The organism is Clostridium tetanomorphum (genome assembly GCF_017873215.1).
GTDB lineage: Bacteria > Bacillota > Clostridia > Clostridiales > Clostridiaceae > Clostridium_AO > Clostridium_AO tetanomorphum.
On the sequence record NZ_JAGGKA010000037.1, the window covers coordinates 1 to 16191 of the forward strand.

The window sequence follows — 16191 nt, forward strand, 5'->3', positions numbered from 1 at the left end:
AAACCATATCTATTCTATCAAAGTGAGGTGTTTTTTTTCAACGCTTAAGCTTTTCTGAACACACCTGCATAGCAGGTGGTTTTATTTATAGACAAGAAAAAATTAGGAAGCGAAATACTTCCTAATTTCCTCTTATAGTTTCATAAGGCCAATTTACCATTCCACCTAAATCATACACATTTGTATATCCAAGTTTATCTAACATTTCTGCTGCCTTTCCACTTTTATTTCCTGAATTGCAATAAACAAATATTGTAGTACTTTTATTAGGTGCTTCATTTTCTATATCTTCATGTAAACTCTCTAATGGTATTGAAATACTATTATTTATGTGATTTTCTTTATATTCTTCTGAAGATCTTACATCTACTAAAATTATTCCCTTTTCACTGTCTAATCTTTTTTTAGCGTCCCTAGCAGAAATTTTAAAATCTTTTTTAATCAAAGTGTTCATCTATTTATCCTCCTTCATGGATTCCAAACTACTGCAATTTATTCTTTAAAAAAATTATCTATAACTTTTTCAGCCATTCTTTTATAAGAATTCGATCTGTTAATTAATACTAGTACAGTAGTAAGCAATTCCATTAAATCTCTTTCTTCTCCTTCAAAATTCACAAATTCTCCTTCTATAGTATCCATCATAAAATTAAAATTATTCTCTAAATCTTCACTTTCTTTATTTTTAATTTTAAGAAAAACCCTATATAGTTTCTCTATAGATATATCTTCCTTTATCTCATCTACTTTATCATTAAAAATGGGATTGAAAAAAGTATTAATATCATTTATAGATAACCCTTGCTTTAAATTATATATTAATATTAAAAATATCATGTGTTCTAGAGTATACTTTTTCTTTTTAGCAGGCATAAGTATTTTCCCTTTAGTATAATTATTTATCATTGTTTTTGTAAGTATTTTATCCTCTTCATTTCTTTTTAAATTACAAAGTTTGTCTTCAAAAAAAGTTGTAACTTGATCCATATATAAATCTATACAAGGTATTTCTTCTATCTCTATATCTTTTTTATTAATTAATTCTTTAAATATTTTTTTTACTTCTTCTTTATTATATTTCATCTTATTCACCTCCACTTCATTATATAGTGAAAAAAACTTCATTTCAATAAATATATCTTTTATCTATTGAATTTTTTGTTTAATAAGTGTATTATAATAACATAACATATAGTTTTGAAAACCACATTACATAGTTTTAAAATATAGTATATTTTTATTAAAAAATCATAAAATAACACTTAATACTATTATCTTTAAGGGAGGTTGTTTAACTTGTTTCAAAAATTTAGAGATCCAATAAGCGGTTTAACTCATCTTATAGGTGCATTCTTATCTTTAATTGGTATGATTATATTGATAAAATTGTCTATGTATAAAGAAAGTATATGGGCAATAATTTCTTTCTCAATATTTGGAGTTAGCTTACTTCTTTTATACACTGCTAGTTCTACTTATCACATAGCAAAGGTATCTAAAAAAGTTATTAATATTTTACGAAAAATTGATCATTCCATGATTTATATATTAATTGCTGGTACTTATACTCCCATATGTATATTAACTTTAAAAGGCTATTTAGGATTTACTCTTTTCACTATAGTATGGTTTTTAGCTATTTTAGGAGTAATATTTAAACTATTTTGGTTCAATTGTCCACGAAAGCTGTCTACAGCTTTTTATATTATTATGGGATGGTTGGTTATATTCTTTATTGTTCCTATAACAAAAGTACTATCCCTTAATGGATTCATGTGGTTATTACTTGGAGGGATATTTTATACCTTAGGAGGAGTAATATATGCTTTGAAATGGCCTAAAATAAATTCAAAGTTATTTGGATTTCATGAAATATTTCACATATTTGTTATGTTAGGTAGTCTATGTCACTATTGTCTTATGTTAAAATTAATAAGTTTAATTTAAAAGATAGGAAATTCCTATCTTTTAAATTAGATTTATTATAATATACACATTTTAATATGAACATCTATATTCTAATTACAAGGATCCCCCGCATATCCTATATTTAGTACAGCACTTAACTCTTTATCTACACATACTAAATCTTCCTTAGTTAGCTGATCTATATTAGTTTTCCCCATAGCTGATAAAGCTAATTTCATTTCTTCTTTACAGGAAGTTAAAAAATTTGATAAAGTTTTAGCTCCTTTATCTACATCTAATTCTTCTTTTAAATTTCCTTCATATAATACTAATTGAGGAGTAGATTCATAAGTAATAGTCTTAATTATTTGACTTTGAATAGTAGCTATAACTGCTATAGAGCCTATATAAACTGCTTTAGCTCCAAGTGCTAGTGCCTTTAAAAATTCTCCTGGTGTTTTGAGTCCTCCTGTAATTATCAAATCATATTTATCCTTTACACCTTTTTGTTGTAAATAATTAGCTGTTCTATTTAATGCAAATAGCGTAGGAATACCCATATCATCTTCTAAAGTAGGTGGAGCACTAGAAGTTCCTCCTTCTGCACCATCTATAACAATAAAATCTGCTTCTGTACTAGTTATTATATCCAACTCTTTTTCAATAAAGTGACTAGCTGCAATTTTTATACCTACTGGTATTCCATATTGATTTTTTAAATTGCTTACTAGTTTTACTAGATCTTCTGGTGAATTTATTCCTTCCATTCTAGAGCCTTTTTCTGCATCTTCTCCTTTTTGTAAGCTCCAAGTATTTCTTAAATGTTCTCCTATTTCATTAGATGGTATTCTAGTAGGCACTGCTCCTCCCCAAGCTCCTTGCCCCATTTGTATTTCTATGGCATCTAATTTTTCTAAGTCTTCCTTACTTCTAAGCCATCCTCCTCTGTTATATTGACCAATCAAAATGGATGCCGCTTCCCTTTCTTCTTTACATACTCCAGATTCTCCTGTATTAGTAGCTGTCCCTACTAAAGAAGCTCCCTTTGCTAAAGCTAATTTTGCCTTTAAACTAAGTGATCCTCCATAGGACATTCCTGTTATCATTACAGGTATAGATAGTACCAATGGCTTTACACAATTTTTCCCTATAGCTACCTCTGTACTTATATTATCTAATTTCTCTGTAGGCATATTAAATAACTGTCTACCATTTAAAAATAGTTTATTCCATTGCGATTGTACATTAGGACTTCCATAGGTTCTTTCTAATACTTTCCCACTTTCCCCTCTAATACAAGCTTCTACTATAGCTCTAATACTTAATTTTTCTGCTGCTGTAGCCATTACAAAAAAGTTTTCTGGATAATCTTTTGTTAATATTTGTAATGTCATTTCATCTGAAAGATTATTCATAATACTGTTTACCACTTTATCCAACATCTTTATTTCCTCCAATAACTAAGTTTTACCACTATTTTTTGTAATAACAACAATTATTATTCAATATTACTATTACAGTATTAAAACATATTTTCGTATAATTTATAGTAAAAAATAATAGTTTTCTCCTCTGTAATTAATAAAATTTTATTAATTACAGGAAAAAAACTCATTAACTTATTATTCTTTTAAACAAACTCTATTAACCCTAAGAATCACTTTATTGCCATGTAAATGTTTCATTATGTACTGTTACTAAACTTCTTTTTTCTATATTTTTTAATATATTATTTTTAGCTCCTGTTACATATTGTGAATATGGAAAACAACTTAAAAAACTTATTATTAGAGGTGTTACTATTGATGTTAAAATCCATACTAACATACCCAATATAAGATGATTTCTTATTCCAAAGAAAGCTTGTAAATTATTAGCTAACCAATTTAAAACTATAATATGTGCCATGTAACCTGCAAAAGAATAATCTCCTATAAACTTAAATTTACTGTATACTTTTTTAAAATTTGATAAATAAATGGCTACAACATATATAATCAAAATAGTAAATATATTAAATAATATGTATATGCTCCTTATAAACTTTATACCTTCAATTTCATTCATGTACGCGTATGTTAGTAAGGGTAGATAAGTCATTATAACTAACCATTTAAATTTCATAATAGTACTTTTGAAAGTTTCATAATTTAGTCCAATATAAATTCCTAATATGAAATATAATATCCAAAATAATGCAGATACATTTATAAACTTTTGTTGCAGTTCTGTAGGGTTATTAAATATAAATTTACCTAGATTCTGAGATATAGTATATTGATATTTACTTAGCATATAATATACTGGGAAAATACTTATAAATACTATGATTCTTAAATTATTAGCACTATTATGTATTCTTTTTACTATGTACAAAATTATAGGAAAATAAATGTATAATCTTAATATCATTCCCATATACCAAAGATGATATCCACCGTTTCCCGCTAAAACTTCCCATATAAACCCATTGAACCTATCACTATTTCCTAACTTGTACATATTTATAGCAGACCAAATAATATAAGGTATTAATATATATTTTATTCTTTTTATATAATACTTTTTCATATTAAAATTATTATAATAGACATAAAATAATGATACTGCACTTATTGCAAGAAATATAGGAACGGCAGGCTTGACCACTATATAAAATATCTTTAAAATTACATATTCATACTTAGGTAATCCTTTAATATAAGAATATCCTCCTAAAATATGTTGTGCAACTACAAATATAAAAGCTATAGCTCTTATTATGTCTAATTCCTTTAAACGCTGTTTTGTCATAAATTCCACTCCAATCAATTCAACATTTACCACATTATACATTTTATCATACATAAAAAATACTTCAATTAATTAGAACACATTAGGTAAATATTTTTATACAAATGCTGTAACAATATTGGACATAGATATATTTCAAATAAAAAAAGCTAATCCAAAAGGACTAGCTTTTTTTGTTATTCTATATTAACTACTTCATATCCATAATCTTTTATAATATCTTTTATCTTATTATCTTTTATTGTTTCATTAAAATCAGCTACTGCTGTTTTTGCACTTAGATTTACATCTACATTTTTTGCTCCTATATCTTCTAGTGCCTCTTTTACATGGTTTACGCAATGCATACAACTCATTCCTTCAATAAATATTTTCTTTTTCATAAATTTATTCCTCCTATTTTTTATTATTTACTTTCTATTATTTATTCTTTTTATATGCTATTCTCACTTGGTTTAAAAGTCTTTAATCTTAACGCATTTAAAAGTACTGATACTGAACTAAAACTCATAGCTGCCGCTGCAATCATAGGATTTAAAAGTGGCCCTCCAAAGACGTGTAATAATCCCATAGCTACAGGTATCCCTATAGTATTATACCCAAAAGCCCAAAATAAATTTTCTTTTATATTTTTTATAGTTTTTTTACTTAACTGTAAAGCTAGTGGTACATCCATCAAATCACTTTTCATTAGCACTATATCCGCTGATTCCATAGCTACATCTGTTCCAGACCCTATAGCAATACCTACATCTGATTGTGCAAGAGCTGGTGCATCATTTATACCATCTCCTACCATAGCAACTTTTTTTCCTTCATTTTGAAGCTTTTTAACTTCATTTGCTTTATCTTCTGGTAAAACCTCTGCTAACACTCTGTCTATTCCCACCTGTTTACCTATAGCTTCAGCAGTTCTTCTATTATCTCCAGTAATCATAGCTACTTCTATGCCTATCTTATGAAGTTTTTCTATAGCATTTTTACTGTTTTCTTTTACCGTATCTGCTACAGCTATTATTCCCGCTAGCTTGTTCTCAATAGAAACATACATAGGTGTTTTACCTTCTTCTGCCAACCTATTTGACACTCTATCCATATGATTTAGGTCTATATTTTTTTCTACCATAAGCTTTTTATTTCCAAGATAGATTTCTTTTTCTTCTATAATTACTCTTATTCCATGACCTGGTATAGCCTCAAATTTATCTACTGTTTTAAATTCTAATTCTTTTTCTTCTCCATATTTTACTATTGCTTCTCCTAATGGATGTTCTGAACCTTTTTCACCACTAGCAGCTATCTGCAATAAATATTCTTCGCTAATATCTTTACTAGTTATTATATCGGTAACCTTTGGCTTCCCTTCAGTTATAGTTCCAGTTTTATCGAAAACTACTGTTTGTATTTTATGTGCTGTTTCTAGTGCTTCTCCACTTTTTATTAAAACTCCATATTCTGCACCTTTACCCGTCCCTACCATTATAGCTGTAGGTGTAGCTAATCCTAGCGCACAAGGACAAGCTATTACTAATACTGATATAAATATAGTTAATGCAAATATATTACTTTCTCCGTAAAGCTTCCATGCTATTGCAGCTAAAAAAGCTAATGTTATTACTATAGGAACAAAATACCCTGATATTATATCTGCCATCTTAGCAATAGGAGCTTTACTTCCTTGAGCTTCTTCTACCAATTTAATTATTTGTGAAAGAGCTGTATCCTTTCCTACTCTAGTAGCTTTATATTTTATGAATCCATTTTTATTTATACTTCCTCCTGTAACTTCATCCCCAACATTTTTTTCTACAGGAATGCTTTCTCCTGTAAGCATTGATTCGTCAATTGATGTAATTCCTTCTGTAACAATGCCATCCACTGGAAGCTTATCTCCTGGTTTTACTATAATTATATCCTGAACTTCTACTTCATCTATAGGAATTTCTATCTCTTTACCATCTTTTAATATAGTAGCAGTTTTCGGTGCTAATCCCATAAGTTTCTTTATTGCTTCTGAAGTTTTTCCTTTAGTTACAGTTTCCAAATATTTTCCTAAGGTAATAAGAGTTAAAATAACTGCTGCTGATTCAAAATATAGACTGTTAGCATATTCTACTTCCCCTTCAAATATTTTATATATAGCAAATATTCCATATAAAAATGCTGCTAAAGTCCCTATAGCTATTAAAGAATCCATATTTGGTTCTTTTCTTAAAAGAGCTTTAAATCCTATTTTATAAAACTTGTTTCCTATTATTACCACTGGCAAAACTAGTATAAATTGAATTAAAGCAAAGTTTTTAGGGTTCATTATTGGATGTAGTGACTGTGGTATAGGAATTCCTAGCATATGCCCCATGGATATATAGAGTAATGGAACCGTAAATATGGCTGAAAATATAAATTTTTTCCATAAAAGTTTTCTTTCTTCTTCCTTCTTTTCTTTATGGGAATCTACCGTAACTTCCTCAACCAAATTATATCCCGACTTCTCCACAGCACTTTTAATCTCTGACATTCTGACCTTTGAAGGTTCAAAGCTTATATTTAACTTCTCTGATGCAAAATTTATATTTGCATCTATTACTCCATCAATCTTCTTACAAGCTCTCTCAACAGCCTTAGCACAAGCAGCGCAAGTCATCCCTTCTACACTTAATGTCTTGGTTGTCAATTCTCGTAAAGCCTTGTATCCAGCCTTTTCTACTGCACTTTGAATATTTTCTAATGTAACCTTATCTTCATCATAAGTTAAACTTAATTTTTCTGAAGCAAAGTTTACATTTGCTTCAGAAACACCTTCTATTTTCTTGGCTGTTCGCTCAACAGCTCTAGCACAAGCAGCACAGGTCATTCCTTCTATATTTAAAATTTCTGTTTTCATTTTCTCCCTCCTTTAGAGTAAAATATTATTTAATTTTATTTATTTTTTTTATTATCTTTTTTAGTGTTGTTTTCTCTGTTTAAACTACAACAATCTAATTTTCCTGATCCTGAAAAAGTCTTACTATTCTCATCTGCTAATCTTTTTATAAATTTTTTAAATATATTTTTCATTATACCAACCTCCGCTATTTATTAATAAGTTTTTGTAAAACTTCCATTATTTCATCAACCTTTTCTTCTCCAGTATTATGAAGAAAAGCATCTTTTACACAATGATTTAAATGTTGTTTAAGTATCAGCATATTTGCCTTTTTTAAAAGTGCCTGTGCTGCTATAATCTGATTAGATATATCTATACAATATCTTCCTTCTTCAATCATCTTTATTATTCCCTCAATTTGTCCTTTTGATGTCTTTAACACCTGTAATGCTTTTTTCTTTTCTTCATTCATACATCCACCTCCTATATACCCCCCCGGTGTAGAGGGCTATACTTTTATTATATACCTATTGATAATTAATTTCAACTATCATTTTAAATTTCTCCTTTCTTTTTTATATCATAGTTATCATATTAAATACTTTTACGGTTTTTTACATTAAATATCTAGTAGCTTCTAATGTCTTTAACAAGCTCTTCTAAGTCAGATTGAGTTATGGTATTACCTTTAATTAAACTCTATCTGAAACTTAGAATCACTTCATATACTATTATAGTAATACTGAAATATGAAGAAATTATAAAGAAAAAAGACGCACTAAATATCAAATATAATTTTAACTATAGTTCCTTTACCTAATTCGCTATCTATACTAATAGATGCCGAATGGAGATTTATTATTTTCTTTACTATGGTAAGTCCTATACCCTTTCCTTCTCTTTCATGTCTACTTTTATCGCTCCTATAAAGTCTTTCAAATATAAACGGTAAATCCTTTTTACTTATTCCTATACCATTATCAATAATTTCAACAATTATTGCTTCTTTAGTTTTTATTATATTTATCCAAATTTCACCATGTTCTTTATTAAATTTTATTGCATTAGAAAGCAAATTTATAAATACCTGTTTTAATCTATTTTCATCTCCTAATATATAATAATCTTTCTCTATTCCTTTATTAAAATATAACTTTAATCCTCTATCTTTTATGGTAATATAAAAATCATTAATCACAGATGAAATTATCTTTTCAAGCGATAGTTTTTCTAGTTTTAACTCAATATCTTCTCCTTCAAATTTTTTCAACACATTTAAGTTATCTAATAATTTTCCAAATCTTACAACTTCATCATTTAGTCCTGATAAAGCTTCATCAGTAATAGGAAATACACCATCTATCATAGCTTCTAAATTATTTTGAAGTATATTTAAAGGAGTTCTTATCTCATGAGAAATATCAGAAACTAGCCTTTTTCTTAAATTATCTTGCTCTTTGAGTTTTTCTTTCAATTCATTTATACTATTTTCTAAATTTCTTATTTCTAATATATTACTATTCCTTTGCCAATCTATATCATAGTTTCCCTTAGATAATTCCACTGATACATCAGATACTTTTTTAATTGGATTAGAAAATTCTTTTGAAAGATATAAACTTATTAAAATAGTTAAAACCACAGTAAATATAACACTAGTTAAAATACTTTTATTTACTTCAGACTTAAATTTTACATCCTCTTCTGAAAGAAGCAGTGAACAATATTGCCCTAAAGATATATAACCTACAATACTATTTGCACTCTTTATCTCATAAGTGTGGGTGGTATAGATCCCTTTATTTTTTCCCATCATATTCTCCATGTGCATTTTTGCCTTAATTTCATTAGGATCCATTGTCCAAATTACATTTTTGTTCTTATCCATAAGAGTTAAGCAATAGTTACTCATATATGCTTCATGCATTAACTCTCCTCCTGAATCATTTTTCCACTCCCCATCTCTTTTATATATTTGCTCAAAATATTGCACTATTCTCTTATCTCTTTTATCTTGAAGTTCCTCCATATAATCTTTAAAAGTATTATTGATTGTTATGTTAACAAATACAGCAGATAATATTAAAGAAGATAATGCTGAAAATAATATAAAAACTAATATTTTTCTTCTAATGCTTTGCATTAACTATCACCACCGAATTTATATCCAACTCTAGTTACAGTTAAAATATATTTAGGATTTTTACTATCTTCCTCTATTTTTTTTCTAATATTTTTAATATGAACATCAATAGTTCTATCAAAACCTTCAAAGTCCATATCAAAAGCATGCTCTATAAGCATTTCTCTAGTAAAAACTTTCCCTTTATTTGATGCTAAAGTATAGAGTATTCCGAATTCATTAGGAGTTAATAATACTTCATTTCCCTTTAATTTTACTACTCTTTCCTCTTTATATATTTCTAATTCTCCATTATTAAAAGACAATTTAGATGAATCTTCATTTCCAATTCTTCTGAACAGTGCATTAACTCTAGCCGTAAGTTCTCTAGGACTAAATGGTTTTATTAAATATTCATCTGCTCCTATATTAAGTCCCTCTACTCTATTGCTTAAATCTCCTTTGGCTGTAAGCATAAAAATATATACTTGTGATATACTTCTAATTCTTTTACATACTTCTTCACCATCTATATCTGGAAGCATTAAATCTAATATTATTAATTGGAAATCTTCTTTTTTAAATAATTCTAATCCCTCAAGACCTTTTACAGTACACCAAACTTTATATCCTTCTCTTTCTAAATAGGCTTTCAGAACCATGGAAACTTTTTCTTCATCTTCTATAATCAATATGTTTCCCATAATATCACCTCTTACAATATAATTATACCCATATTATATACTATCTAAATATTATAAAGAAAATATGAAGATCTTATAAACTCAACATATTTAATATAAAAATAAGATCATCTTATCTCAAATTAATGAAATAAAATGACCTTACTTATAATTATTAACTTAATCCTAATGCTTTTCTCTTTGAATTAATATGATCTTCTATATTATTTGCTACTTCTATTGGATCATCTCCGAGAGCAATCTTACCACCAGTTAATCCTTCCACGTCTTCAGTTAGTAGTTTAACTAACTTAGGAGCACCAGTTACAAATGGTGTAGGTGATAGATGAGTATATGCACCATAAGCAACAGCAAATACTCCATCGATTGTGGCCTTTTGTTCCATCCATTCTGGTGCAGTAACGGCTATTGGTAATTGTGGTATATCTACGTCTAAATGATCCGCTAATGCCGTAACTAGCATAGATATTCTTCCTGTATCAGTACAAGTTCCAAAGCTTAATACTGGAGGAATTTTTAATGCTCCACAAACTTCTTTTAATCCTTCTCCCGTCATATTTATTGCATCTAAATTACATAATCCTGCAACCTCTAATGCATGGTTTCCACATCCTCCACTAACTACTAATATATCTTTCTTAATTAATTCTTTTGTAAGATTTACGGTGTTCCAATCCTGAGGCCCATTTCTTAGCGTGGAGCAATTAGCAAGTGCTACTACTCCTTTGATTTTTCCTGCAACTATTACATCCACTAATGGATCTAGCTTATTGCCAAGAGCTTTTAGTACTGCTTCTGTTGAAAATCCAGCTATAGCTTTTTGAGTAATTTTAGGAACCATTGGAGAAATCTTTCCATGACGTTTTTTAAAGTTTTCTATGGCTAAATCTATTAATGCATCTGCCATTGAATCAACTTTTTCAGGATCATATGGAATTTTATGTTGAAGTCCTGGTATATCTATTATTGTACTAACGCTTACCAATGTAAATCCATATTTTTCTGCATACATATCTATAGCAGGTGGTGAACAATTTTCTTCCATAGCTATAACATCCACCGTACCTGTAGCTAAAAGTGGCTCAATAGTTAGCCAATTTCCCATTAATCCTACAAATATATCATCCACTTCAAATCTTTGAAGTAATTCTTGCCCTGTTTCTATAGAACCTACTATACGCAATCCTTTTGCTCCTGCTGCTCTTGCTCTTTCTTGAATTTCTTGCATTTTTGCCTTTTGTATAGTAGCAACTCCTGCCCAAGGCTGATGACCATTAAACACTATATTTATATAGTCAGGATTCATAATTCCTAGATCTACATTTACTTCATGAGGCATTGGTGTTCCAAATAGAATATCTTGAACCATTTCAAGACCTATTTGTGCATTATATATAGTTGCTAATCCTAATTTTAAAGCTTTTGCTGCCAAAGATACATAATTTCCATCTACATTTGTTAAACAACTAGCTACACAATTTTGCTCCTCATGAACTGCACCAGCAGGATATATATTTAAATCTCTCCATACTTTTTTTCTTTTCTTTGGAGCAAACACTTCTACCATAAGATTTTTATCCTCTGAATCAATCTTCATTTGTTCTTCCAATAAATCTGCTAATTGAATAGCCATCTTATTTATATCCTGATTTACATTTATGCCTAACTTTTCGCACATCCATTTAAGCTTATCAGTATCTTTCATTTTAAAAGGTGTTTTGCCTTCTCCTGTTGCTTTTAATGTTCTAAAAGCTTCATAAGCATGGTGACTATATGTACCTGCTCCCATTATGTTTCTAAGTAATAAATTTCTCATAGCCATTGCATCAGGCCCTATTCCACATACTCCTTTATCTTGGCCAGTAGATTCACTGATTCTACAAGGTCCTTGCGAGCATAATTGACAACTCATACCTTGAAGACAAAATTTACAACGAATTTTTTCCTGAAGAACCCACCTGTCAAATACATTAGACATACCATCTTCTCTTATTCTCTTTAACATTTCCTCAACAGACTGGTGATAGCTTACACGGCCTTCAGTCTTTTCTAAAATAGTTTCACTCATATATTCGACTACTCCTTTCACTATGTTTTAGTAAAAGTTTCCCCTGAGTATGATAATATTATTCTAATAGGTGGATTTTTTATTTATTATTTATGCTCTTAATCTGGCTCCACTCTCTATCTAATATTCCATATAAGTACATATCATATCTTTTACCATCTCTAAATACAGCCTCTCTATAAACTCCTTCTCTTTTAAAGCCTAATTTTTCATAGAGATTTATAGCTCTCTCATTATAACTTATAGTAATAAGCTGTAGTCTATGTAAGTTAAGCTCTCTAAAAGCAAAATCCATAACAAGATTTAGAGCCTCTGTTCCATAACCTTTTCCACACTGTTTTAGATCACCTATACCAATAGCTATACCACCTACTCCGTTATTCCAACTTATTCTTTCAATTTCCACATAACCAAGCATTGGTCCATCACTATTTTCTCTCACCACAAAGAAATAGTTATTAGGATTATTTACTTCTCCTAAAAGCCATTCTTTTATTTTTTCTCTACATAATGGTGATGCTGGATTAAAATCAAATACCCTTAAAAATTTAGTGTCTTCGTACCATTTTGTCACTGTATCTATATCTTCTTCTCTAAGAGCAGTTATTTTAATTCTATTACTTTTCAATAAATCATCTTTCAACATAATTTATCACACCCTTTACTCTATTTTCCATCCTAAAACAAATTATATATTAACTAAGAATTAGTGGCAAATAAGCAAATTAAAAAATGTAATATAATTTTTTAAAAAATAATAAATAATAAAATAATAAAGAATAAATAGTGAGATTTTTTAATAATGTAAATAAAAATCATTCATATTTATTCTCTATTATTTATTATTTCTAAAAATCACTTTATAACTTTTTTAAACTTTTATCTTATAAAGCCAATTAATTATCCTAATGGTTCTTTCCCTTCTCTTGCTTTTTCTAATCTATCTTTATAAACTATCCTGTAATCTAATTTTTCATCTGTTCCAAAAGTATCTATATTAACTTTTTTAACTCTGTCAACCCAATTTTTAAAATGCATTCTTAAGTTTTCCATAAAATTTCCTCCTTAATTTAAAATAGAAAAGCTTTTTAATATATTTCTTAATTTATTTTTCCCTTTATATTTAATTTAATAGTTAGGAATTGTTGTTGTATTTATCTATATATTGAATCCTTTTAATAAAAATTTTTTAGAAATAATGGAATTTTTATTGTTGTATGATAAATTTAATTATTCATTATATATAAAAAATGCTAAATAAATCAAATTATCTGTTATTTTTTAGAAATATTGTGTCAATTCTAAATATATGATAAAATATTAACAATGAAAATTTACTCAGTTTTTGTTCATTATTGTAAAATTGTTTAATAATTAAAAAATTAATATATAAATTTACTAAAGAAAGAGGTTATAAACTATGGAATCATTAGATTTCGTCTTAGATCTAGCTATTATTCTTTTGAGTACTAAAGCTTTAGGAGTTTTTACTAAACGTTTTCAAATTCCTCAAGTAGTTGGTGCTCTTTTAGCAGGTCTTATTTTAGGACCAGCTCTTTTAGGTATAGTTCACGAATCAGAATTTATAGCAGATATATCAAAATTAGGCGTAATGCTTTTAATGTTCGGAGCTGGATTAGAAACAGATTTAAATGAATTGAAAAAATGTGGTAAAGCTTCCTTTGTAATCGCTGTCATAGGAGTTATACTTCCTCTATTAGGCGGATTCTTAGTAGCAAGTTTTTACAATAATTCTGGAAGTCTTTTTGGTGGAGATTTATTAAAAATTTTAGAAAATGTGTTTATAGGAGTTATACTCACTGCTACTTCTGTTAGTATAACTGTAGAAACCCTTCAAGAAATGGGTAAATTAAAAACTCCATCAGGCACAGCAATACTAGGTGCTGCAATAATTGATGATATTTTAGGTATTATTATTTTAACAATAGTCACTAGTATGGCAAATCCTTCTGTTCATTTATCACTTGTTTTATTAAAGATTTTAGCTTTCTTTGTATTTGCTGCAGTAGTTGGCTATATATTTTATAAATTTCTTGGAAGAATGTGTTATGTACAGGGTAATAAAAGAAGAATCCCAATTATAGCTCTTTCTTTCTGTTTAATAATGTCTTATGTAGCTGAACATTATTTTGGAGTAGCAGATATTACTGGTGCTTATATTGCAGGATTAGTTATATCTAGAACCTGTTCCAAAGAATACATAGAGGAGAAAACTGGAATAGTTTCTTATATGCTGTTATCTCCTGTTTTCTTTGCTAATATAGGAATAAACACTACTATAGAACATATGAATATGCCAATGATAATGTTCACTGTTATATTATTAGCTGTAGCAATATTAACAAAAGTAATAGGTTGTAGATTGGGTGCAAGAGCTTGTGGATATACTAGAGAGGAATCTTTACAAATTGGAGTAGGAATGATTTCTAGAGGTGAGGTAGCCCTAATTGTAGCAAACATGGGTGTGTCTTCTGGTATTTTAGAAAATAAATTTTTTGCTCCTATAATACTTGTAGTTATTATTACTACTCTTATAACACCTATACTTTTAAAGATGGTATATAATAATAAGTCAGAGGATTTCAATTGCTTAGAAAAAGCATCTTAAAATATTTAATTTATAAATTCTTTGAACCTAGTACTTTTGTACTAGGTTCTTTATCTTTCTCCTATTGTTATACATTTTTTTATTGATAATATATTGACTTAATGTATATAATAGGTCTATTATATTATCATACTAGCATAATAGGAATAGTATGTATTAAAAGTGAGGTAAAATTTATGACGCAACATTTATTTTCAAGAACAGAATTACTTATAGGAAAAGAATCCTTAGAAAAATTAAAAAATAGTACAGTTGTAATTTTTGGCATAGGTGGTGTTGGAAGTTTTGCTACAGAATCTTTAGCAAGAGCTGGCATAGGAAATTTGATATTAATAGATGATGATACTATTTGTCTTACAAATATAAACAGACAAATAATTGCAGATCACTCTACTATAGGTAAACCTAAAGTTCAAGTTATGAAAGATAGAATTTCAAAAATTAATCCTACATGTAATATAACTGCACATCAGATATTTGTTAAAGAAGATAATATAGGAAAAATTATACCTAAAAATACACATTATGTCATAGATGCTATTGATACTGTTTCATCTAAAATTTCTCTTATACTTTGGTGTAAGAAAAATAATATTCCTATAATTAGTTCCATGGGAACAGGAAACAAATTAGATCCTACTAGATTCAAGATAGCTGATATATATGATACAAAAATATGTCCTCTTGCTAAAGTTATGAGATATGAACTAAGGAAAAGAGGAGTAAAGAATTTAAAAGTTTTATACTCTGAAGAAACACCATTAAAACCAAGACTAGATGATATTGTTACCTGTAAAGAAGGATGTGTTTGCTCTGATAACAGTAAAAAATGTACTGTAAAACGTCAAATTCCTGGAAGTATTTCCTTTGTTCCTCCTGTAGCTGGAATGATTATTGGAGGAGAGGTTATTAAAGACATAATTAAATAAATAGTATTTTAAATAAATATCCACCAGCTAAGCTGGTGGTTTTTCTTAAGCCCTATAAGGGCACTTTACCAGCATTATGCCTTAAGGCACGTATGAAAATCTCGCCAGCCGCAATTTAATTGTTACTTGCCACCCTTAAAAGGGTCCATATGTTCTTTAATACTTATTTGGT

The 16191-nt window shown here is 28.4% G+C and carries 16 protein-coding genes; 3 read left to right on the forward strand and 13 right to left on the reverse strand.

The window, feature by feature from the left end:
- Positions 1-121 precede the first annotated feature (121 nt).
- Together J2Z24_RS20505 and J2Z24_RS20510 are read right to left on the reverse strand one after the other, a co-directional pair.
- On the reverse strand, positions 122-454 hold the full coding sequence (locus J2Z24_RS20505; protein ID WP_035152178.1) for a rhodanese-like domain-containing protein: 333 nt from the start codon (positions 452-454) through the stop codon (positions 122-124).
- Between the two features lie 38 nt (positions 455-492).
- A complete protein-coding gene (locus J2Z24_RS20510) occupies positions 493-1083 on the reverse strand; it encodes a DUF1836 domain-containing protein (RefSeq protein ID WP_035152182.1) in 591 nt (196 codons plus the stop codon).
- A 213-nt stretch (positions 1084-1296) separates the two neighbouring features.
- On the opposite strand from J2Z24_RS20510, the gene trhA reads away from it, so the two are divergent.
- Positions 1297-1947, forward strand: coding sequence for a PAQR family membrane homeostasis protein TrhA (trhA, locus tag J2Z24_RS20515; protein WP_035152184.1), 651 nt, complete (start codon positions 1297-1299; stop codon positions 1945-1947).
- Between the two features lie 71 nt (positions 1948-2018).
- Here trhA and J2Z24_RS20520 read toward each other — a convergent pair whose 3' ends face one another.
- The 11 genes from J2Z24_RS20520 to J2Z24_RS20570 all read right to left on the reverse strand — a co-directional run bounded on the left by J2Z24_RS20520 (position 2019) and on the right by J2Z24_RS20570 (position 13514).
- Entirely contained in the window at positions 2019-3350 is a 1332-nt protein-coding gene (locus J2Z24_RS20520) for an FMN-binding glutamate synthase family protein (RefSeq protein ID WP_035152187.1), read from the reverse strand.
- Between the two features lie 220 nt (positions 3351-3570).
- Positions 3571-4701 (reverse strand): acyltransferase, encoded by a 1131-nt coding sequence (locus J2Z24_RS20525; protein WP_035152217.1) that lies wholly within the window; start codon positions 4699-4701, stop codon positions 3571-3573.
- 176 nt (positions 4702-4877) lie between these two features.
- Positions 4878-5084 carry a heavy-metal-associated domain-containing protein gene (locus J2Z24_RS20530; RefSeq protein ID WP_035152190.1) on the reverse strand — a complete coding sequence of 69 codons (207 nt, stop codon included), beginning with the start codon at positions 5082-5084 and terminating at the stop codon, positions 4878-4880.
- Positions 5085-5134: 50 nt separating this feature from the next.
- Positions 5135-7585, reverse strand: a complete 2451-nt coding sequence (locus J2Z24_RS20535; protein ID WP_035152192.1) for a heavy metal translocating P-type ATPase — start codon at positions 7583-7585, stop codon at positions 5135-5137.
- Between the two features lie 35 nt (positions 7586-7620).
- Positions 7621-7758 carry an LDCC motif putative metal-binding protein gene (locus J2Z24_RS20540; protein ID WP_173680192.1) on the reverse strand — a complete coding sequence of 46 codons (138 nt, stop codon included), beginning with the start codon at positions 7756-7758 and terminating at the stop codon, positions 7621-7623.
- Between the two features lie 14 nt (positions 7759-7772).
- Positions 7773-8039 (reverse strand): metal-sensing transcriptional repressor, encoded by a 267-nt coding sequence (locus J2Z24_RS20545; protein ID WP_035152196.1) that lies wholly within the window; start codon positions 8037-8039, stop codon positions 7773-7775.
- Between the two features lie 306 nt (positions 8040-8345).
- Positions 8346-9710: a sensor histidine kinase gene (locus J2Z24_RS20550; RefSeq protein WP_035152200.1), complete on the reverse strand. Its 1365-nt coding sequence runs from the start codon at positions 9708-9710 to the stop codon at positions 8346-8348.
- Entirely contained in the window at positions 9710-10393 is a 684-nt protein-coding gene (locus J2Z24_RS20555; protein WP_035152203.1) for a response regulator transcription factor, read from the reverse strand. The genes J2Z24_RS20550 and J2Z24_RS20555 overlap by 1 nt, the downstream gene beginning before the upstream one ends.
- Before the next feature lie 154 nt (positions 10394-10547).
- On the reverse strand, positions 10548-12461 hold the full coding sequence (gene cooS / locus J2Z24_RS20560) for an anaerobic carbon-monoxide dehydrogenase catalytic subunit (protein ID WP_035152206.1): 1914 nt from the start codon (positions 12459-12461) through the stop codon (positions 10548-10550).
- A gap of 79 nt (positions 12462-12540) precedes the next feature.
- A complete protein-coding gene (locus J2Z24_RS20565; protein ID WP_035152208.1) occupies positions 12541-13107 on the reverse strand; it encodes a GNAT family N-acetyltransferase in 567 nt (188 codons plus the stop codon).
- A gap of 254 nt (positions 13108-13361) precedes the next feature.
- Complete coding sequence (locus J2Z24_RS20570; protein WP_156950278.1) at positions 13362-13514, reverse strand: hypothetical protein; 153 nt, start codon at positions 13512-13514, stop codon at positions 13362-13364.
- Between the two features lie 367 nt (positions 13515-13881).
- On the opposite strand from J2Z24_RS20570, the gene J2Z24_RS20575 reads away from it, so the two are divergent.
- Both J2Z24_RS20575 and J2Z24_RS20580 read left to right on the forward strand, forming a co-directional pair.
- Positions 13882-15090, forward strand: coding sequence for a cation:proton antiporter (locus J2Z24_RS20575; protein WP_035152210.1), 1209 nt, complete (start codon positions 13882-13884; stop codon positions 15088-15090).
- A 176-nt stretch (positions 15091-15266) separates the two neighbouring features.
- Complete coding sequence (locus tag J2Z24_RS20580) at positions 15267-16019, forward strand: tRNA threonylcarbamoyladenosine dehydratase (protein ID WP_035152213.1); 753 nt, start codon at positions 15267-15269, stop codon at positions 16017-16019.
- Positions 16020-16191 lie beyond the last annotated feature (172 nt).

Bases quoted from the DNA above. Each gene is read 5' to 3' on its own strand.
- J2Z24_RS20525 (WP_035152217.1), bottom strand. From the start codon at position 4,701: ATGACAAAACAGCGTTTAAAGGAATTAGACATAATAAGAGCTATAGCT.
- J2Z24_RS20520 (WP_035152187.1), bottom strand. From the start codon at position 3,350: ATGTTGGATAAAGTGGTAAACAGTATTATGAATAATCTTTCAGATGAA.
- J2Z24_RS20575 (WP_035152210.1), top strand. From the start codon at position 13,882: ATGGAATCATTAGATTTCGTCTTAGATCTAGCTATTATTCTTTTGAGT.
- J2Z24_RS20540 (WP_173680192.1), bottom strand. From the start codon at position 7,758: ATGAAAAATATATTTAAAAAATTTATAAAAAGATTAGCAGATGAGAAT.
- J2Z24_RS20580 (WP_035152213.1), top strand. From the start codon at position 15,267: ATGACGCAACATTTATTTTCAAGAACAGAATTACTTATAGGAAAAGAA.
- J2Z24_RS20545 (WP_035152196.1), bottom strand. From the start codon at position 8,039: ATGAATGAAGAAAAGAAAAAAGCATTACAGGTGTTAAAGACATCAAAA.
- J2Z24_RS20530 (WP_035152190.1), bottom strand. From the start codon at position 5,084: ATGAAAAAGAAAATATTTATTGAAGGAATGAGTTGTATGCATTGCGTA.
- J2Z24_RS20565 (WP_035152208.1), bottom strand. From the start codon at position 13,107: ATGTTGAAAGATGATTTATTGAAAAGTAATAGAATTAAAATAACTGCT.
- J2Z24_RS20555 (WP_035152203.1), bottom strand. From the start codon at position 10,393: ATGGGAAACATATTGATTATAGAAGATGAAGAAAAAGTTTCCATGGTT.
- J2Z24_RS20535 (WP_035152192.1), bottom strand. From the start codon at position 7,585: ATGAAAACAGAAATTTTAAATATAGAAGGAATGACCTGTGCTGCTTGT.
- J2Z24_RS20505 (WP_035152178.1), bottom strand. From the start codon at position 454: ATGAACACTTTGATTAAAAAAGATTTTAAAATTTCTGCTAGGGACGCT.
- J2Z24_RS20510 (WP_035152182.1), bottom strand. From the start codon at position 1,083: ATGAAATATAATAAAGAAGAAGTAAAAAAAATATTTAAAGAATTAATT.
- J2Z24_RS20550 (WP_035152200.1), bottom strand. From the start codon at position 9,710: ATGCAAAGCATTAGAAGAAAAATATTAGTTTTTATATTATTTTCAGCA.
- cooS (WP_035152206.1), bottom strand. From the start codon at position 12,461: ATGAGTGAAACTATTTTAGAAAAGACTGAAGGCCGTGTAAGCTATCAC.
- J2Z24_RS20570 (WP_156950278.1), bottom strand. From the start codon at position 13,514: ATGGAAAACTTAAGAATGCATTTTAAAAATTGGGTTGACAGAGTTAAA.